Here is a 20639-nt window from a genome sequence, read left to right on the forward strand (position 1 = left end):
ACCGAGGCACTGGTCGAGGATGTCGCGGCTATCCATTTCGCAGCGATCGGCGCTGCCACCAGGCGCGGCGTCGAGATCGAGTACCTTGATGCCCGAATGAAGGATCCGACCGACACCGAGGCGGATCTCGGCCTAATGCCAAGCCTTGCTGACCATGCAGCCGATCGGGCTGCGCTGTCTGGTCGGCTCGTTCAGCGTCAGTTCCTGCTCTGGTTTGCCAAGTGGTTGGTCATCGCCTGCTTGGCGCTTGCAAGCTGGGCTTGGCTGCAGCTATTGCCATAACGCTTACGCAGGCCGATGTCGTTGTAGAGCACCGTACAGCCGTTTGCCATCAGCACCTCCATCTCGCCGTTGGCGCGAACCTTGACCTCTGGGGCTGGGGCTGGCGCGGGCGCGGGCCTGGTGGTGGCAGCAGCCGGTGCCTTGTCTTTCGACATCGCCGAGACCGCGATACCTGCGGCAATGGCTGCCGCGGCGCCGATCGCGAGTGATTCGGCGGTGCCGAGTCCCTTTGGCTCTTTGCCGTTGTATTCGAGCTTGACCACGCGGCGGTCCTTGATCTCGCAGGAATACTCGTACTTTTTGCCGTCGACCTTGGTCTTGCCGACCACCTTGTAGCGGTGTCCGCCACCGGGGATCTTCTCGGCCGACTCGCTGCGGAAGTCGGTGATGTTGTAGTTGGCGCGCATGCGCTCGTTGCAATCGCGGATCGCGTCGTTCTCGCCATAGGCGAAGGCCGCGCCTGGGAGGCAGAGTCCAAGCGCAAGACCACCGGCGATGAGTGGCTGGATGATGCGTTTGCTGTTCATGACGGTAGGCATGACGGTAGGCTCTCTGGGTGATCAGGAAGATGACGAAGATGAAGGTCAGCGTCGACCGCAACGGATTCTACGCCAGGTCAGGCGCGGGATTGAAAATGGCCTACGCCGAGCCGCGAGAAGGCTCAGTCGGCCATTGCGCAAACAGATCCCGCAATAATGGGCTGCGGAGCAGATAGGCGATGATGGCCAGGTTGAGCAGCAGGGAGATCAGGGAGACCTCGTTCAGGGTCGCGGTGAGCGGGCGCGCCGAGGCCAGCAGGTTGGTTCCCAGCAACAAGAGATAGAGCCCCGCCGAGGCCAACAGCAGCCCGCGTCCGATGCGCCACAGCTGCGGCATCCAGCGTGGCGATCGAGGACGACGGCGAACGCCAGCGATGAGGACTGGCAGTGCGATGAGATCGGCGAGCAGATACTCGGGGCGGATCAGCTCGCGCAACACCGTGATCTCCTCACCAGTGGTCGGCAGGAAGGTGATCCCGAGCAGCAGCAGATGCCGGACCAAGAACAGCAGGCAGAGCCAGAGCGTTACCGGGACCCGAAGGCAGAGGTGGTCGTCGTAGCGTTCCGGTGGGTACTTCAGCGTCATCGAGTTACTGATCCGATCCTGGTTCACGCATTGCGCGTTCCCTGTGTCTGCATCAATGCTTCATCGAGCTTGGCGACTTGTGCTGGCCAAACGGACTTGAGTCGATGCCGCCGCCTGGCTGCGCTAGAAGCGGTTTCGAGTCGATGCCGGCGTGGAGGCGAAGCTTGTCGAGCAGTTCATGGGTGACGATGGTCTTGTTGATGTAGTCGACCGCGCCGGCCTCGATCATCGCCCCGCCGCGGTCGGTTTCTTGATGCAGCGAGAGCCCAATGACCCGGATCGATGGCCAGCGATGATGGATGATGCGGGTGGCCTCAAGGCCGTTCATCTCGGGCATGGCGAAGTCCATCAACACGATGTCCGGCTTCAGTTGCCCGACCTTCTCGATCGCCTCGCGCCCGTTCGATGCCTCGCCGATCACCTGCAGCCAGTGCTTTTCTTCGGCTAGCAGGGATGAGAGGGCATCGCGAAGCACCACATGGTCGTCGACGAGCAGCACAGTCACCGGCTTTATGGGCAGCGGATCTAGGGATAAGCGACATGTCGGGGTCAGGGGCGCCGATTCAACCTGCTCGAGAACCGCTTGCTGGGGCTGGTCTTCCTGTGGCCGCTGCGGAGTCTCTAAGGGTGCGTCCAGGATGACCAGCGTGCCGCCGCCTGGATTCTCGGTCACGGTTGCCGAGCCGCCAAGCAACCGCATGCGCTCGCGCATTGAGGTCAGCCCCAGATGGCAGCCACTGGCTAGGGGTCGCTCGCTCTCGCTAGCGCCGAGGCCCTTGCCGCGGTCGCTGATCATGATCCGCAAGGCGCGCTCGCCCCGCTTGAGCAGTTCGATCCGTGCCTCCAGCACCCCCGCGTGCTTGATCACGTTGAACAGGGCCTCGCGCGCACATTCGAACAGCAGCCCCCGCAGCATTTCATCCTCGGGTGATAGCGAGGGTTCCAGATCGAGGCTGACCTCGAGCTCGTAGCGTTTCCGCATGCTCTGCGCGAGCCAATTCAGGGCATCGGAAAAACTGCTCTCGTAGAGGATCTGCGGCCAGAGATCAGACATCAGGTTTCGCGAGGCCCCTATCGCCTCGTCGAGTAGGTTCTGGAGCTTGGCAAACTCCTGTGAGCCGCTGTCCTCCAAGTGCCGTTTGAGGCGCGCGGTGGCCATCATTGCGCCGACCAGCAGCTGTTGCAGATGGTCGTGCAGCACCTGCGCCAGGCGCATCCGTTCGCGTTGCTCAGCGCGTGTGAGCTCCTGCGCGAGCAGGCCGAGCTGGTAGGCGTGCTCCTTGAGCTGTTTTTGCGATTGGTGTAAGGCCTTGTCGGCCTGCTTGCGCTGTTCGATGTCACGCGCCGAACCGACGAAGCCAACGAAGCGGCCGTCGTCTTCGAAGAGCGGGTTTGCCGAGCATTCGAGCCACCGCCAGTGCTGGTCCGCACGCCGTGCGCGGCACTCGAGCTGGAAGGCTTGCCGCTCTTTGAGCGCGCTCGCCATGCGTGCCTGCACGCGTGAAAGATCCTCGGGATGCACCAGCGCGCAGCAGCCGATGATGGCCATCTGAGCCGTGGTGACGCCGAAATACTCGGCGAAGCCTCGATTGACGTACTCCACACGGCCTTCGGCATCGATCAGCCAGTTCATGGTCGGCAAGCCATCGGCCATGACTCGAAAGCGCCGTTCGCTCTCGCGCAGCGCGGCTGCTTGTCGTTGGGCCTCGCGCCCAGCCTGTAGCTCAGTGACGTCGAGCGAGAGGGTGCAGATAGCGCTGACGTTGTGATTGCTGTCGAGCCAGGGAAAGCGCGTGGACATCATCACGCGCTCGCCGTTGGGCGTCGGCAACAGATCCTCGGTGGTCTGAGGCTCCTTCGTCTGCAGTATTCGCCGATCATGCTCGGCGATCTTGGCTGCGGCCTGAGCTGGGAAGACGTCCTCTGTTCGCTGGCCGATGACCTCGTCCGCGCAGATGTTGAGCAGCTCCTCGCCGCGCTTGTTCAAGCTTAGAATGCGCAGCTCAGGGTCTTTGATGCAGGCCATCATCGGGCTGTTGTCGAGCAGGGCCTGCAAGGCGTGCTTGGCGGTGAACTGTTCCTGCTCGATCCGCCTGAGATCGGTGATGTCATGGGAGCACAGCAGAACGCCATCGGCATCGGCTCGGCCCGGGTCCTGATGATAGGGAGCGTAGGTCACCAGCACCAAGCGTCGGCCTGTAGCGGGCAAATCGAACCAGGCGTTGTAGCGCACCAGGTTGCCACCAAGGGCCTGGTCGAGCTTCGGTTTGATCAGGTCGTTGAAGGCCTGTTCGCCGATCACGTCGGGAACCAATCGCCCGATAATCGCCTCGCGCGGTTGACCGGCGCGCTGTGCGAAAGCCTGGTTGATGATGCGATAGCGGTAGTCTGGCCCGACCAGCGCCAACGCGTCTGGTGAGGTGTCTATAATCGATGTGTAGACCCCGAGCCGTTGCTGCAGAGTACGACGCCAGTATCGACCCAGGAGTAGCGCAGCGACCAGCAGGATGATCAGGCCGCCGCAGACAGAGGCAAGCAGGATGAGCCCTGCGTTGAGCTCGACGAGTTTCATGTTCAACATCGTTTCAAGACTCCCTTAGCGATTGTTGTTGGCATCCTTCGCCTAATCCAACTAGCCTCGTCCTGAGCCGTCCTGAGCCGTCCTGAGCCGTCCTGAGCCGTCCTGAGCCGTCCTGAGCCGTCCTGAGCCGTCCTGAATCATCCTGAGCCTCCTGAATCATCCGGGGTTGGCGCTGGTTGCCGATGACCAGTCTGGAATATCGCATTGCAGCAGGGTGCCCCCACCCGGCGGCGAAATGAATCGGCACTGCCCGCCGAGGATGTTGGCGCGGCTGCGCATCACGCGGAGGCCAAGACCGCCGCTCGCGTCGGCTGAGCCCCTGGGGCTGCGACCATTGTGACGAACGCTCAGGCGAATACTGTCATCGAGGGTTTGCAGGTGGATCTCGATGCAGGTCGCCTGCCCGAGGTGGATGGCGTTGCTGACGGCCTCCTGCGCGATCCGAAACAGATGCAGGCTCTGGGTATGGTCGCTGATGCTCAGTCCACTGTGGTCGCGGAAGCGGCATTCGAGTCCGAAGTTCTGTTGTACGCGCGCCGCGAGTTCGCTCAGTGCGGCCGGCAGGCTGTCGCTTGCGAGGTCGGCTGGGGCGAGCCGCTTGGATAGCTGACGAGCGCTGTCGAGGGTTTGCTTGATGTGGCCCTGCAGCTGTTCGAAGTCTTGCCTGAGCTTGGGCTCTTTGGCGGGGAGCGCTAGCCTCCGCTCGATATTGGAGGCGAGCATCAGGATACCGCTGAGCTGTTGCGCGATGTCGTCGTGAATCTCGCGGCTGACCTGCTGCTGCTGGCGCGTGTTGAGCTCGATGAGCTGATGTTCGAGGCGCCGGCGCTCGCTGAGGTCGCGGACGACGAATACGAACAGATCCTGGTCGGCCGCTGGGCGAACCGCGACCTCAGCCAAGAAGATGTCATCGTCCGGGCGGCGCCCTTCGATCAACAGGTCCTGCTCGTCTAGCGTTGAGTTCGTCGCCTCAGCGCAGAGATGACTCCGCAGCAATTGTGCAGAGATGGTCGAGAAGAGCGACTCCAGCGGTTGTCCGATGATGACTGTGCTGCTGCATGCAAACATGGCCTCTGCGGCGGGATTGAAGTCGAGGATGCGACCGGCGCTGTCGACTGTCAGGATTGCATCAGCGGTTGCATTGATGATCGCGCGCAGCTGTCCGCTCGTGAGTATCGGGGCAATCGGCGGTTGGTCGCCTGAAGTGCGGTTGTCCGCTTCCAACTCTCGGCCCATTCGGCGCCCTTTGGCGATGGTTGACTGGAGTTTTTCGTGTTTCAAGGCTCGGCCCTTTTGGCCGCTCTCCGTGCTGGCTGATGGTGGCTGTTGGCTCGCGGACTGAGCCTTGGCCATGGCTGCCTGCGACGCTTGCCGACAGGCGGATTGATTGAGCGACGTCTCGTCCTGAGGCTTGCGTGCTGTGCTGCCCACGAGGCCGCGCTTAGCGGCCATGTATTCAGACTCCACGCCGGTCGCGGCGCGCGAGCGCCTCGCCAGAGCCGCTTGCGGTCTAGCGTTGCTCAAGGTCCCACTGCACCGCATGCCGCATCAACTGGCCGGCCGAGGTGAGGCCCAGTTTTCGCTTGATCTTTTCGCGGTGCGTCTCGACCGTCTTGACGCTCAGATTCAGTTGCTTGGCGATCTCGGTGGTGGAGCGGCCCTGGCCGATGAGCCAGAAGACCTCGAGCTCCCGGTTGCTGAGCTCGTCGATCGATGAGCCAGCCGTTGGCTGTTTCTGATGCGCAAAGCCGGTGATGATGCGCTCGACGACATCGGGGCTGAGATAGATCTTGCCGGCGAGCACCTGGCGCAAGGCGTCGATCACATGGCCGGCAACCTCGTGCTTATTGATGTAGCCGTGTGCACCGGAATTGATGGCACGCTCTGCAAATAGCGATTCATCGCGCATCGAGCAGACGAGCATGCGCAGCTCTGGATACCGGCTTTTGAGCCGACGGATCAGCTCGAGGCCGTTTCCGTCCTCGAGCGACAGATCGATGATGGCGATGTCCGGGTTGAGCTCGCGGGCGAGATCTTGTGCCTCGCGAATCTTCCCGGTTTCGCCGCAGACGGTGAGGTCAGCCGCCTCGCCGATCACGCCTTTGAGTCCCTCGCGCACGAGTGGGTGATCATCAACGATCAAGACTGTTCGTTTTCTGGCGTTCAGCTGCCACCTCCTGGATCGCATCTGGCAAAACAGATGACGGTTTCCCCTGGTTTTCGGGCCGAAGCCCGATCGGATACACAGTAGTTGTGCTTATAGAGTGTGTCTGCGGACTGCGGACGATGCCATCAGGGATTTCCTGATCTATTCGCCGACAGGTCTCATGGAATACTGCTGTTTGCAGGTCGTCTTCGAATCTGCATTTTTCGGTGTTTGCAACCAGCGGAGTACGCACGAGTGGCTCGATGTTTGACAGCAGAAGTTGTCCCGTTGCGGCATGCTACGCTGTTGCTAGAGGTTGGACTCAGCCCGAGCCGACCCGATCACCGCGGCGGCCGGGAACCCATCCGTGACTTCAAGACAATCGACTGAAGACCCTAAATCCCGCGCGGCGTCGGATGACGCCGGTGATGCAGTGCAGACACCATCGGAGCAGGTCTCTGAGCAGCGTGCAGACCCTGCAGACTCTCCTGATCATCAGGCATCGAGGCCTGAGTCGGAAGCAAATGACGAGACCCGCGTGGGTATCGTCGGCATGGTGGCCTCAGCGGGTGGCCTCGCGCCGTTCCAAGCCTTTTTCGATCAAGTGCCGCCGGATACGGGTCTGGCCTTCGTCATCGTTCCTCATCTCGATCCGAGCCACCGCAGCTTGATGACCCAGCTGTTGGCTGGGCACACCGAGATGCTGGTGCAAGAGATCGAGGATGGCATGCGCCCGCGGGCGAATCAGGTCTATCTGATACCGCCCGGTTTTCAGTTGACGATCAGTGGCGGCGTGCTTCACCTGGCACACCCGGACGGGCGCGCACTGGATCGCGAGGCGACGCTCGATCTGTTTTTGCGCGCGTTGGCCGCAGACCAGCAGCAACGTGCAATCGGGATTGTGCTCTCCGGAACGGGGACGCAGGGCACGCTCGGACTGCGCGACATCAAGGATCAGGGCGGAGTGGCCTTGGTGCAGGAGCCGTCGACGGCCCAATTCGACTCGATGCCGCGCAGCGCGATCGCTGCTGGCGTCGCCGACCGGGTGCTCTCGCCGCGGGCGATGGCAGACCAGGTTGCCGCTTGGGCGCGGCGGGCCTCGAACGCTCAGTATTGGATCTCGCGCGAGCCGGATAAGAGAGCAGAAATAGAGCAGCTTGCTGGTGTGCTGGCGTTGTTGCGAGCCCGGACCCGGTATGACTTTCGCTTTTATCGCAAAAACATGCTGTTGCGTCGCGTGAAACGGCGCATGAGCCTGTGCAATCTCGATAGCGTGCCTGAGTACCTGGCGCGCTTGCGCAAAGAGCCCGCCGAACTCAGCGAGTTGTTCAGGGATCTGCTCATCGGCGTGACCAGCTTCTTCCGCGACCCGCAGGCGTTTGAGGTGTTGACGCAGCGGGTCTTGGAGCCCTTGGTACAGGAACACGCGATTGGCGGCACCAAGGCGGATCAGCCGGTTCGTGTTTGGGTGCCCGGCTGCTCCACCGGAGAGGAGCCCTACAGCATCGCGATGCTGTTGTTCGAAAGCTTCTCTCACCACGAGCAACCGCCCAACCTGCAGGTGTTTGCAACCGATATCGATGATAAGGCACTCGACTTCGCACGCTACGGCGCCTATCCGCCGAGTATCGCTGCGGATGTCTCTGAGCAGCGCTTACGCACCTTTTTCGTCAAGGATGGCGAAGATCGCTACCGGGTCTGCGAGCGGCTGCGCGACGCCGTCGTGTTTGCTCCGCAGAACCTGATTACCGATGCGCCGTTCTCAAAGCTGGACCTGATCAGCTGCCGCAATCTGCTGATCTATCTCGAGCAGGAGGTGCAGGAGCGCATCGTGAGCCTGTTCCACTTTGCGCTCAATCCGGGCGGCTACCTGCTGCTCGGGCCATCGGAAAGCGTTGGGTCGCACACCGAGCTGTATGAAACGACCTCTAAGCGGTGGCGACTCTTTCAGCGCAGCAGCGGGACGCGTCCAGACCTGTCGCGGCTGCCGCCGGCGGCGCGGTTGCAACCGGTGTTTCCGTCGCTCGTCACGGCAATGCCCCGGGCGCATGTGGACATGGTTGGGGTCGCACAGCGGGTGCTGTTGGAAGAGTATGGTCCGGCCGCGGTGCTGGTGAATCGTCGCTACGACATCCTGCATCTGTTTGGTCCGACCACCGACTACATGGAGCTTCCAGTCGGCCGCCCGGCGCTCGAGCTGACCTCGATGCTGCGCCGCGGCCTCCGGACGCGGGTGCGGGCGGCCTGCCACAAGGCGCTCGAAGCGCAGACAACGGTGCTGGTCGACGACGCGCAGGTTCAGCGCTCTGGCCGCTATGTGCCGGTGCGGGTGCGGGTGACACCCTTGCATGATCCTGGGCGGACAGAGACCCTGCTGCTGCTCAGCTTTGTGGATGTTGAGACCGCTGCGGCAGGGACAGCGATCGCGCCCGTCGATCTCGCTGAGCTGGGCCGGGTTCCGGACTCGAGCCAGGCGGCCGCCTTGGTCGAGCAGCTCGAGAACGAGCTGCGGGCGACGCGGGAAGACCTGCAGACCACCGTCGAGGAGATGGAAAGCGCGAACGAGGAGCTCAAGGCCTCCAATGAGGAGGCCATGTCGATGAACGAGGAGCTGCAGTCGGCGAACGAGGAGCTGGAGGTCTCGAAGGAAGAGCTGCAGTCTTTGAACGAGGAGCTGAGCACGGTCAACAGCCAGCTCGAGGACAAGGTTCACGAGCTCGAGCAGAGCAACAATGACATCAGTAACCTGCTCTCGAGCACCGAGATCGCAACCGTGTTCCTCGATGCCGAGATGCAGGTGAAGCGGTTCACGCCGCGTGCCGCAAGGCTGCTCAATCTGCGGTCGATCGACATTGGGCGGCCGCTGGGCGACCTCACGTCGAACGTCTCCGATGAGGAACTGCTGCCGGACGCGCGGCTTGTGCTCGAGCGCTTGGCGCCCATGGAGCGCGATGTCGTCGCGAACGACCACAGCCGCTACCTGCGTCGTATCCAGCCCTATCGGACGCAGGACAACCGGATCGCGGGGGTTGTGCTGACCTTCGTCGACATTACCGCGCGTGCTCAAGCTGAGCAGGCCTTGCGTGCCAGTGAGGCGCGCTTTCGGCTGCTGTTCGAGCGCTCGCCGATGTGCCTGCTGGAGCAGGACTGGTCGCAGGTGCGTGATTGTCTGTTGTCGCGCAGCGGGGAAAGTGGGGCCGCGCTGGCGGATTGGGTCTGTGCGCATCCAGAGCAGGCGCTTGCTTGCCGGGGCAAACTGCGGGTCAGCGCTGCCAATGCCTCCGCCCGGCAGCTGGCGGGGGTCTCCGACCCGAGCGTGGTTGATGTGCCGATGGCTGAGCAGTTCTTCCCGTTGGAGCCGGGCGAGGGCTATTTGGCCTTGCTCGGTGAGTTGTTGATGGGCCGCGCTGCTGCCTTCGAGCTGGAAGTGCACACCGGTTCCGGTGCGCGCATCCCCGTGCTCGCTCACGCGGTGCCTCTGCCCGGACATTTCGAGCATCTTGACCGGGTGCTGATGGCGGTGATCGACATCACGGCGCGCAAGCGGATCGAGCTGGCGCTGGCTGATCGCGAGAGGCGCCTGTCGGCGATCCTGCATACGGTTGTCGACGGGCTCATCGGGGTGGATGCCGACGGGCGCATCAATCAGGCCAACCAGGCGGCCGAACGGCTCTTCGGCCGATCCCATGAGGCGCTGATCGGTGAGCCGCTGGCGTCGGTGCTGCTACCGGGGCCGGCCGGGCAGCATCTGGATGACATCATGCAGGTCGTGCGCGAGGCCGCGCACGCCGATGCTCAAGAGCCATCGCTCTGCGACGGTGTGTGTGAGGACGGCTCGCTGTTTCCTGCTGAGCTGAGTGTCGGGCAGGTCGATCATCTCGATATCTTCGTGATCTTGGTGCGGGATGTCAGTCGACGTCGCGAGCTCGAGAAGCAGGTGATCGAGATCAGTACACGCGAGCAGGAGCGCATCGGTCGGGAGATCCACGACAGTCTCGGCCAACAGCTGACGGCGGTGACGCTGCTGGCGGCGGCCTTGGCGGGCAAGCTGGAAACGGCCGGCAGCAGGGAAGGGGTCGAGGCGCGAACGCTGGCGGAGCAGCTCGAGCGCACCTTGTCGGAATCTAGGGCCCTCACGCAGGGGCTGGCTCCGGTGGGCGTGTCGCCAGAGGATCTGGTCGACGCCTTGAGCACACTGGCGCGGCAGGTTCAGCACAGCAGCGGTATCAAGTGCAGGTTTCAGTGTGAGGGCGCGGAGGCGATCCAAGACGCGGTGGTCGCCTCGCATGTCTATCGCATCGCTCAGGAGGCCGTCAACAATGCCTCGCGGCATGGCAAGCCGAAACGGATCGACCTCGGGCTCGAGGTGCGGGACAGGAAGATCCTGCTCTCGGTGCGAGATGACGGCACCTGGAGCGGCGCGCGCAAGCGCGGCAGCGGCGGCTTGGGTGGCTTGGGCCTGCACATCATGGGCTACCGCGCTGGAATCTTGGGTGGCCGCCTCAGCGTTCGCCCACTCGACACGGGCGGCACGCTGATGCGTTGCGAGATCCCGTTACCCGATGCACGCAAACACAAGAGCGACTAGCGCGATGCCGTGCGGTGGGCTGCTGCTCGGTTCGCGGTTCACCACTTGCGGTCTTCCGCTTGAGCGGCCTGGTCTGGCGGAACGACCTTCCTCTGCTCGCCACCTGAGCGTTTGCGGCGAGCGCCACTACTGAGAACTGAGAGGCCAAAGCCCATGAAGCATCAGCGCGATCTTCGCTCGTTGAGCCCCGTTTCCGGTGTCCTGGCTTTGCTGCTGGCAATGCCCCTGAGTGCGGCCGATTATTTTGTCTCTTCGGCAGGCTCTGACGACAATCCGGGTAGCCCGGAGGCACCTTGGCGCAGCATCGCTAAGGTGAATCAGACCTCGCTGGAACCGGGCGATCGGGTGCTGTTCCGGCGTGGCGACCGTTGGGAGGAGACCCTGCACCCAAGCTCGTCGGGGGCGCCGGGCAATCCCATCACTTACGCCGACTTCGGCGGCGGTGTGCGGCCGATCATCACCGGCGCGCCGAATGATCATTGCATCGAATGGTCGACGACACGCAGCCACCTGGTGTTCCGGGGTCTGCACCTGAAGGACTGTGGTCAACCGAGTGGCGGCACGCGCGGCGCACTCGCGGTTTGGAACGAGGCGGCGGACTCGCGCGACATCCTGCTCGAGGACTCGCTGCTGGAGAATGCGCAGACCTGGAATATCTACCTGACGGGGATCGACGGCCTGCGCATTCGTGGCAATACCATCCGCAATGCCGAGCAGCAGCACGGGATCTATTTGGACGGAACCTTGGGCATCAATGATGTCGTGATCGAAGATAACGATATCTACGGCAATCGGGCGATGTGCGTGCAGTTCAATTCCAACGGTAAGAATCGACTGACGAACGTCACCTTGCGCTACAACCGTCTGCACGACTGTGGCTATGGGGGGTTGAACAATATCGGAACAGACGGCTTGCGGGCGCATCACAATCTGTTCTACGGGGCCATGCCGGGGATCTACAACGGCTGCGACGGTGCCGATGCCGGCTGCAGTCGCGGCTCGATCGGTGGTGTCTTTGCCAACAATACGATCCTGACCAGCGGTGATGGCTGGTCGACCTGTTTTTCGAATGAGTCGTCGCAGGGCACGCCGGATTTCAGCGCCTTCGTCAACAATATCTGTGTCCATGACGCCAGCCGTGGCTCCGCTTTTCAGCACATGGAGAACACGGGCGGCCAGAACGTCGACTACAACCTGTTCTATTCCAATCGCACCGATTCGCCGATCTTCGTCTGGCGTGGCCGCGAGTACCGTGGCTTCGACGATTACCGCAGTGCGACGGACAATGAGGCCAATGGCCTGTTTGCTGATCCGCGCTTCGTCGATGCCGGGCGTGGCGACATGAGCCTGGCCGCGGACTCGCCGGCCATCGATTCTGGGACCAGTCTCGGCTTCGAGCGTGATCTGGAAGGCGAGCCGGTGCCGCGCGGGAGTGCGCCGGATCGGGGGGCGATCGAGGCGGCTTCAGCCGAGGAGCCACCGGAAACGCCGAGTGACCTGCAGATTGAGCTCCAGTCGAGTCTGAACAAGCAACTGTTCTGGAGGTGATCTGGTGTGTCTAACGCCCCCTTGAAGCCGATGCGCGAACATGGCTATCTGGTTCTCTCACTGGATACCGAGCTGGCATGGGGCTACTACGACGACGATGATGCGCGCGAGCGGCTGTTTTCAGCAGACGGCAGCCGCGAGCGGCGTTCGATCGAACGGGTACTCGCCCTTTGTGACGATCAGGGTATTCGCGCCACATGGGCGATGGTTGGCCATTTGTTCTTTTCTCAGTGCGAAGACTGCGCGCCCTGTCCGGTGGCGGCCTGGCGAGACGACCACCGCGGCTTCCGCGAGGTTCACGTCACCGGCCAAGCTGCGCAGATGCAGCCGGCGCATCCGCAACTCGCGCAGATGCAGCCGGCGCATCCGCAACTCGTGCATCCGCAACCCGCCCATCCTCAGTGGTATGCGCCTGATGTTCGCGATCTTCTGCTCGCTGCGAGCGATCGCCACGAGCTTGCGTTCCATGGCTTTAGCCACCGTCCTTTCCACCAGATGGACGCTGATGCCGCCCAAAGCGAGGTTCAGGCCTGGCTTGCGGTTGCGGGGCGATTCGGCGTCAAGCCAGAAAGCATTGTCTTTCCGCGTAACCGAGTGGGTCATTTGCCACTGTTTGCGGATGCCGGTTTTCGCTGCTTTCGCGCCCCTGACCGCACCCCGCGTTGGCATCTGCGCCGCTTTGGGTCGGCGCTCAAGTCGGCCGATGATCTACTCGCGCTCAGCACACCTCGCGTCTATCGGCGCGAGCAGCTGCGCCGTGAGCAGGGGCTCATTCGTGTGCCTTCGAGCGCCCACTTGTTCGACTTTCCGCGCGGTTTAGAACTGCGTCTAGACCGCGTTGGGCTGCAGCGTCTGCGGCTGCGCGGTATCGCCAAGGCGATCGATCATGCCGCTCGGAGTGGCGGCATTCTGCATCTTTGGGCCCATCCATGGGAACTGCGCACGCCCGCGGATGAAGACAAGCTGGAGTACCTGCTAGGTCTTGCCGCAGAACAGATTGCTGCGGGCCGGCTGCGGAGCATCACCATGAGCGAGCTTTCCGCTCTCGCCAGTCGCACCGAACGGCGTTAGCGGCCTATGGCGTTTGCGATCGCGATGATCAATCGCGTCGCATTGATGCCGAACCCCTTCGACTGAATCCGTTTTGCTGCATCCGATGGCTAGCCGTTCGCTTTTGCGAACCGGTCTTTTTTGTCGGCCTTTCCGCATTCTATGACCAGCCTCTCGGGGAAACACTGATTGCGCCCTGGGTCTGGTTGTCAGATAGTCTCTCGAGCATACAATTCACGTCAGACAGCGGCCTTCGCGTCGCAATCAGATGCGCCGATTGGCTGCGACCTTTGGCATATCGTTGAGCACGATTCTGGCTCACTCGGGTGTCGGTCTTGTTGGAGGGGGCTGGTTAGATGCGTGACCGTTTTTTTACTGCGATCTCGAATCACCGCGAGCAGCTGCTCATCGCGTCTTTGTTCTTGCTGGCCTTGGTTCCATTGTTTATCAATCTCGGCGCTATTCCGATCCAAGTCTGGGATGAGTCGCGGTTGGCGATCAATGCCTATGAGATGTTCAGCAGTGGTGATTGGCTCGTGACCTCGTTCGAGGGCGCACCGGATCTCTGGAATACGAAGCCGCCAATGCTGATCTGGCTGCAAGCGTCGTTCATGCATCTCATCGGGCCGAGCGAATGGGCCGTTCGCCTGCCATCGGCCATCGCCGGCGCGGCGACGGCGGCGCTGCTCCTGATCTTCTGTTATCGCTATCTCGGCCGCCTGGCGCCGAGCCTGATCGCAATGATGGTCTTGGTCACGACTTGGGGTTATGTCGATATCCATGTGACGCGCACCGGCGACTATGACGCGCTCTTGGTGCTCTTTACCACGGCGAGTGCGCTGGCGTTCTTTGCCTTCTGCGAGACCGGCCGTGACCGTTATCTACTGGCGTTTTTCTTTGCGCTGACGCTTGCGGTCATGACCAAAAGCGTTTCAGGTCTGTTTCTGGTGCCCGGCCTGGCCGTGTATGCACTGCTGCGAAAGCAGGTCTTGACGCTGTTGCTTCGACCAAGCCTTTATCTTGGGATGCTGGGCTTCATCGCTGTGGTCTCATCCTATTACCTCGCGCGCGAGATGCATCACCCGGGTTATCTCGACGCCGTGTTGGAGAATGAGCTTTTCGGTCGCTATCTCCAGGTGATCGAGACGCATCAAGGCGACCTTCTGACCTACCTAAAACGGATGATCAAGGTCGATTACACCTATTGGCTTGGCTTCCTGCCACTGGCCGCGCTCTTCGGTCTGGTCGCCTATGATCCGCGCATTCGGCACTTAACGCTGTTCTCGCTGTTGATGCTGGCATCGCTGTTCACGTTGATTTCGACTGCTGGCACCAAGCTGCCCTGGTATAGCGCTCCGGCTTATCCGTTTATGGCGTTATTGGTGGCGATGTTCCTCTATGGCTGCTTGCAAGTCCTTGAACGGCGTCTGGAGGCTGCGCCTCAGCTCGCACGCTCCATTCTTCCCACTGCGGTGATTACTGCGATGATTGCAATGCCGTACGGGATGATCTTGCACAAAACGGTGTTTCCGGAATCGCGGATCTATAGCGGCGAAGAAGACAACTATTACGCGATTAGCCTGTTGCTCAAGGAGGCGGTGAACGGTGAGCGTGATCTGCGCGGAGCCGAGGTGCTGTACGACGGCTATGCGGCGCATCAAGCCTTCTACGCCCAGGTGCTCGCCGACCGGGGGCTCGGCGTGGCGCTTGGAGACTGGCTTGCGCCGCGACCCGGATCACTGGTGATTGCCTCTCAAGATCATGTCATCGGGTCACTGACCGGTGACTTTGAACTGGCCCTGGTTGGTGAAGACCACGGGGCACAGCTGTTGTTACTGAGCGACGCGAAGTCGAGCGACCTCGCCGCGGCGGCCAAGGAGCCGGTCGAGGCCGATCGCTCCGCGGCCATCGTCTCGATGTCAGATGCTGGACAGCGGACTGGCGCTGAGGTGCCGAGCCCGGAGCTGTAATCGATTGGTCTCGCGCGCTTTGGTCTCGCGCTGTTTTTAGTACCGCGCTGTTGAGTACTGCGCTGTTGAGTACTGCGCTATTGGGTAGCGAGCTGATCCTTCTCGATCATTAAGGTGGAACGTGAAATACGACGCTGAATCGAACCTTCTTGCGGCACAGCCGACGCTGACGGACGACGCACCTGCTGGCAACAGCAGACGTATCGAGGGCGGCCGGGTCCTGGCGGTGACCTCTGCCACGCATGGCGAAGGCGTGAGCACGGTGACGCGTCGTCTTGGTCAGGGGCTCTGTGGACAGCTCGGCGATGCGATCGTCGTCGACACCAATCTGCGCGCGGGTTGGGGGCTGCCGGTGTCCTCACCGGCCAGACGTCCAGGATTGACCGAGGTGCTGCTCAATGACGCACCGATGGATTCGGTGATCGACGTCGATGTGCCCAGGCAGTTGCATCTGATGCCCTCGGGCAGCGGCACGCCTAATGCGTCGGCAATGCTCGCCTCTGGGGCTCTGCAGCGCACTGTGCAGCAGCTGCGCCAGCGTTATCGATGGGTGTTGTTGGATATGCCGCCGGTGGGTGTGTATCCGGACGCAGGGGCGATCGGACGAGTCGCCGACGGGGTGATCTTGGTGGTGCAGGCCGAGTGGACGCGGGCCGACGTGGTGGCGCAGGCGCAGCGCGCGGTCTTGCGCGGCGGTGGCCGGGTGCTGGGCTCGATCTTGAATCGGCGCCGTCATCACATACCGGATTGGCTCTACCACATTCTCTAGGCCACATTCTCAAGGCCACTTTTTGGTCATTCTCGGTAATGGCTCATCAATTTGGCTGATCAATTTGGCTGATCAACTTGGCGGATCAGCTTGGCGGATCAACAGTGACTGGCGCGAGGAGTTGAATCATGAGTGACGCAAGGGAACCGGATACCGCGTGGCGGGTTTGCATGGTGGTTTTCAGCGGCTATCCGAGTGATCCTCGGGTGCGTCGCGAGGCCGCGGCGTTGCGCCGCCATGGTATCGAGGTGGACGTCTATTGCCTGCGGCAGCCGGGGGAGTGCCGCACTGAAGACTGCGAGGGCGTCACCGTCTATCGGATCTTTGATGCTCCGCGCAGTAAAGAGACGCTGGCTCGCTATCTCGTGCATACGTTGCGATTCACGCTGCGGGCGCTGTTCGCGCTCAGCGCCAAGGCGCGCTCAGGGCGCTATGCGCTCTATCAAGCACACACGATGCCGGACTTTCTGGTCTTCGCCTGTGTGATCGCGAAATGGCAGCGCAAGCCCATCATCCTTGACCTGCACGACCTCTCGGTCGAGCTGTTCGCAGCGAAGCTTGACGGCGCTAAGCGGCGTCTTCTTGGATTGGTTGCGCTGCAGGAGCGCCTCGCCTGCCGTTTCGCCGACCACCTGATTACGACCTCTTGGGGTTTTCATGAGCGGCTACTGCAGCGCGGCCATCCTGAGGCGAAGATCAGCCTCGTCTTCAATGCGGCTGATCCGGTGTTGTTCTGGCTCGACCGGGAGCGCCAGTTCTTGCCAATCGGGGATGAGCTGCACTTGATCTACCACGGCACCATCGCCGAGCGCTTTGGCCTGCACCGGCTCCTGGAGGCGTTGCCGCGGATTCGGGCCAGCCATCCTGGCGTGAAGCTACGGCTCTATGGCAAGGCCGATCCGAGCTATCTGCGGCGCCTGGAATCGATCATCGGCGATCTCGGACTCTCTGCTCAGGTTGAGTTTGGTGGTTGGCGGTCAGCGCATGAGCTGATGGAGTGCTTTCGCCAGGCCGACATCGCGGTGGTGCCCTATCTCCACGATGAATTCATGGACATCGCGGTCTCGACCAAGACCTTCGAATACGCCGCGGCCGGGCTGCCCGTGGTCGCAACTCGCTTGAAGGCGATGACATCGATCTTCCCGGACGACAGCATCACCTACGTCGCGCCTGGGAGCAGTGCCGCCTTGGCCCAGGGGGTGCTGAGCCTTGCGGCCGATCCGGATCGGCGTGCGCGACAGAGCCGTCTTGCTCACAAGGCCCAGGATGCCCTCTCTGGCCAGGTGATGGCGGATCGGTACAGGGGCCTGGTCGCGGATCTGATCAGGGCGTCGCAGTCGGGCGTCGGTGAGATTGGTAACCAGTTCGGCGCGCATCAGGCTGTGCCAGTGCGGTCGTCGACGCGGTCTGCGGGCCTGGCTGGCGAGGCTGAAACCTTGCCCCCGAACACATCCACTGTCGAGTCCTATCGATGAAACCATCGACGCTTCTTATCCAGCAGTTAGAACAACGCGAAGCCGTGATCGGCATCGTTGGTCTGGGCTATGTCGGGCTGCCGTTGATGCTGCGCTTCAGTGAGGTCGGCTATCAGGTGCTCGGCTTCGATATCGATCCGCTCAAGGTGGACGCGCTGAATGCCGGACGGACCTATATCGAGCACATCAGCGCCGAGGCGATCGGCAAGGCCCTGAGCCAGGGCTTCAGCGCGACAGCTGACTTTAGCCGCGCGCGCGAGTGCGATGCGCTGATCCTGTGCGTACCAACGCCGCTCAACAAGCACCGCGAGCCGGACCTCAGCTATGTGGTGGCGACCACCGAAGCCATCGTTCCGTCCCTGCGAGCCGGGCAGGTGGTTTCGCTGGAGAGCACGACCTGGCCCGGCACCACGGATGAAGTCTTGCGTCCGCGCGTTGAGTCGACCGGGCTGCGCGTCGGCGAGGAGCTGTTTCTGGTCTTTTCCCCGGAGCGCGAAGATCCGGGTAACCCGATGTTCAGCACCCGCAGTATCCCGAAGGTGCTCGGTGGCGTTACGCCGGTCTGTACCCGAGTCGGCGAGGCGCTCTATGGCCAGGTCATCGACCGGGTGGTGACACTGAGCTCCACGCGGGCGGCCGAGATGACCAAGCTGCTGGAGAACATCCACCGCGCTGTCAACATCGGTCTGGTGAATGAGCTGAAGGTCGTGTGCGAGCGCATGGACATCGACATCCACGAGGTGATTCGGGCCGCGGCGACCAAGCCATTCGGCTTCACACCCTACTATCCGGGGCCGGGTCTGGGTGGGCACTGCATCCCGATCGACCCGTTTTATCTGACCTGGAAGGCGCGTGAGTACGGGCTGAATACCCGCTTCATCGAGCTGGCTGGTGAGGTCAACGCCAACATGCCGGCCTGGGTGGTTGGGCGGGTTGCGGATGCGCTCAACGCGCGTGGCAAGGCGGTGAATGGCTCGCGGATCATGGTGTTAGGGATCGCTTACAAGAAGAACGTCGATGATCGGCGCGAGTCGCCGTCGATGGAACTGATGGCGCTGCTGCGGGAGAAGGGCGCCGAGATCAGCTACTCCGATCCGCATGTCCCGCACTTTCTGCCGATGCGCAAGTACAGCTTCAATCTGGAGTCGGTGCCGCTGACGCCAGCGACCTTGGAAGACACCGACTGCGTACTCTTGGCGACAGACCACGATCGCTTCGACTACGCGCTGATCAAGGCGCATGCGCCATTGATTGTCGATACCCGCGGGCGCTATCAGGAGCCGGCGCCACAGATCGTTCGGGCCTAGTGGCTTCTGGTATGGGACGTGGTGACACCCTGGACAATGAATCGCGTGAGATTCACGTTAAAGGCTACCGGGCTGCGCTGAGCTTACCGATTTCCCGAGACCCCCTAACCATGAAAGATAACGCGTTTATCTGTCCAACCTGCCACTCAAGTGGAATGCAGATCTTTCACGAGCAAGCGGCGGTACCAACTAACAGCTGCATTCTTCTCAAAACAAGGGAAGAGGCGATTAACTGCCAACGCGGAAAGATCGCACTAGGCTTTTGCGAGTACTGTGGTTTTATTTCCAACACCGCTTTCCAGGCCGAGATGACAGAGTACTCCGGACGCTATGAGGAAACCCAAGGATTTTCTGAGACATTTAGCGCCTACCATCGCGATCTGGCGCAGCGCCTAATCGATAAACATGGGCTCCGCGAGAAAGATATCTTGGAGATTGGCTGCGGTAAGGGCGAGTTTCTGCTGTTACTCGCCGAGCTAGGAAACAACCGCGGGGTCGGTTTCGATCCTGGCTATCAGGAAGGGCGTCTCTCAGGTGAAGCCATCGCGCAGGTACAGTTCGTCAAAGATTTCTATTCGCAGCACTATGCCGATTACAAGGCAGACTTCGTTTGCTGCAAGATGACGCTGGAGCATATTCATCCAACGGCGAGCTTTATCTCCAATCTCAGGCGCGCAATCGGTGATCGGCTAGACGTTTTGGTGTTCTTCCAAATCCCAGATGCCACCCGTATCGTTCGTGACTGTGCATTCGAAGACATCTATTACGAACACTGTTCGTATTTTAGCCCAGGCTCCTTGGCCCGGCTTTTCCGCGGCTGCGGTTTCAACGTTCATAGCCTCGACACCGAATACGCGGGTCAATATCTGACAGTCGAGGCAAGACCCGCGCATATTGCTCAATGCGCACCTTTGCCACAAGAAGATGATCTGTGGCTGATGTCGACCTATTCGCGTCGTTTTTCGACCACCTTGGATGGAATCCTCGCCTCATGGCGGAGTTTTGTCGAAGCGGCAGCCTGGCAGGGTAAAAAGACTGTGCTTTGGGGCTCTGGCTCGAAGGCCGTTTCGTTCCTGACCACAGTTGGTGTCGCCGATAAAATCGACTACGTGGTCGATATCAATCCGCATCGCCATGGTTACTTTATGCCGGCAACGGGTCAACGCATCGTCCCACCGTCCTTCCTGCAAGATTATCGTCCGGATAAAGTCATCATCATGAATGGGATCTATCGAGACGAGATCGCACGCGACCTCGGTGCAATGGGGCTATCACCTGATGTTGTGGCATTGTGAAGCGGAAATGGCAACAAATCACTGTCCGCTGTGCGACACGCGATCAGCACGGGCATTGCTGAATTCCGCAGCGCTAACGCTTAATGGGCAATTGGACTTGTGCCTGAATCAGGATTGCCCCGATCACGACCGAGCGCTTTATGCCATATGATCATATCAGCCGGGTCAGACACTGTCGATAAGTTCCCGGCTTAGGCTCTGGATCGCGGGCGCTGATTCGCGGGGTTGGGCCATCCGTCTAGATTATCGCACCGCATTCATTCGCTTCGGCTACCAGAGCATCAGGGGGAACCAGCTTTATGGCGACTTCCAGCCGTATTTGCCTTTTCTCGCAGCGCCATTTGCTAAGGGAATTTCATCGTTGTGCAAACGGGTGCGGCCTCAACATACTGTGCTCAACAGCAGCACGCCGCCCCAAACTGATCGATCTTCTGCCAGAACTGCGCCCAGCGTCCGACGGTCTGTGTGAGCGCGCGCAGGCTGAGCACGATGCCGGCGCCCTT

General features: G+C 61.5%; 13 protein-coding genes. 8 read left to right on the forward strand and 5 right to left on the reverse strand.

Annotation, left to right across the window (positions count from 1 at the left end; genetic code table 11):
• Positions 1–197 precede the first annotated feature (197 nt).
• The 5 genes from CKO42_RS13210 to CKO42_RS13230 all read right to left on the reverse strand — a co-directional run bounded on the left by CKO42_RS13210 (position 198) and on the right by CKO42_RS13230 (position 6131).
• Positions 198–821 carry a hypothetical protein gene (locus CKO42_RS13210; RefSeq protein ID WP_200244709.1) on the reverse strand — a complete coding sequence of 208 codons (624 nt, stop codon included), beginning with the start codon at positions 819–821 and terminating at the stop codon, positions 198–200.
• A gap of 100 nt (positions 822–921) precedes the next feature.
• The gene (locus tag CKO42_RS13215; protein ID WP_200244710.1) at positions 922–1407 is read right to left on the reverse strand and encodes a DUF2919 family protein; all 486 of its coding nucleotides are present in this window, start codon (positions 1405–1407) and stop codon (positions 922–924) included.
• A gap of 52 nt (positions 1408–1459) precedes the next feature.
• Positions 1460–3979: a PAS domain-containing protein gene (locus CKO42_RS13220; RefSeq protein ID WP_200244716.1), complete on the reverse strand. Its 2520-nt coding sequence runs from the start codon at positions 3977–3979 to the stop codon at positions 1460–1462.
• Positions 3980–4144: 165 nt separating this feature from the next.
• Positions 4145–5440, reverse strand: coding sequence for a sensor histidine kinase (locus CKO42_RS13225; protein ID WP_200244717.1), 1296 nt, complete (start codon positions 5438–5440; stop codon positions 4145–4147).
• 58 nt (positions 5441–5498) lie between these two features.
• Positions 5499–6131: a response regulator transcription factor gene (locus tag CKO42_RS13230; RefSeq protein ID WP_242479368.1), complete on the reverse strand. Its 633-nt coding sequence runs from the start codon at positions 6129–6131 to the stop codon at positions 5499–5501.
• 541 nt (positions 6132–6672) lie between these two features.
• On the opposite strand from CKO42_RS13230, the gene CKO42_RS13235 reads away from it, so the two are divergent.
• The 8 genes from CKO42_RS13235 to CKO42_RS13270 all read left to right on the forward strand — a co-directional run bounded on the left by CKO42_RS13235 (position 6673) and on the right by CKO42_RS13270 (position 20136).
• A complete protein-coding gene (locus tag CKO42_RS13235; RefSeq protein ID WP_200244719.1) occupies positions 6673–10722 on the forward strand; it encodes a CheR family methyltransferase in 4050 nt (1349 codons plus the stop codon).
• Between the two features lie 153 nt (positions 10723–10875).
• Positions 10876–12270 carry a right-handed parallel beta-helix repeat-containing protein gene (locus tag CKO42_RS13240; RefSeq protein ID WP_200244721.1) on the forward strand — a complete coding sequence of 465 codons (1395 nt, stop codon included), beginning with the start codon at positions 10876–10878 and terminating at the stop codon, positions 12268–12270.
• 6 nt (positions 12271–12276) lie between these two features.
• Positions 12277–13341, forward strand: coding sequence for a polysaccharide deacetylase family protein (locus CKO42_RS13245; protein WP_200244723.1), 1065 nt, complete (start codon positions 12277–12279; stop codon positions 13339–13341).
• Positions 13342–13676: 335 nt separating this feature from the next.
• Positions 13677–15290, forward strand: a complete 1614-nt coding sequence (locus CKO42_RS13250) for an ArnT family glycosyltransferase (RefSeq protein ID WP_200244725.1) — start codon at positions 13677–13679, stop codon at positions 15288–15290.
• A gap of 121 nt (positions 15291–15411) precedes the next feature.
• On the forward strand, positions 15412–16059 hold the full coding sequence (locus CKO42_RS13255) for a cellulose synthase operon protein YhjQ/BcsQ (RefSeq protein ID WP_200244728.1): 648 nt from the start codon (positions 15412–15414) through the stop codon (positions 16057–16059).
• Between the two features lie 128 nt (positions 16060–16187).
• On the forward strand, positions 16188–17534 hold the full coding sequence (locus tag CKO42_RS13260; RefSeq protein WP_200244730.1) for a glycosyltransferase family 4 protein: 1347 nt from the start codon (positions 16188–16190) through the stop codon (positions 17532–17534).
• Positions 17531–18841: a nucleotide sugar dehydrogenase gene (locus CKO42_RS13265; RefSeq protein WP_200244732.1), complete on the forward strand. Its 1311-nt coding sequence runs from the start codon at positions 17531–17533 to the stop codon at positions 18839–18841. Before CKO42_RS13260 ends, CKO42_RS13265 begins: the two co-directional genes overlap by 4 nt.
• 110 nt (positions 18842–18951) lie before the next feature.
• Positions 18952–20136 (forward strand): class I SAM-dependent methyltransferase, encoded by a 1185-nt coding sequence (locus CKO42_RS13270; RefSeq protein WP_200244735.1) that lies wholly within the window; start codon positions 18952–18954, stop codon positions 20134–20136.
• The last annotated feature ends 503 nt before the right edge of the window (positions 20137–20639 follow it).

The sequence above is a fragment of the Lamprobacter modestohalophilus genome, assembly GCF_016583905.1.
Taxonomy (GTDB): Bacteria; Pseudomonadota; Gammaproteobacteria; order Chromatiales; family Chromatiaceae; genus Lamprobacter; species Lamprobacter modestohalophilus.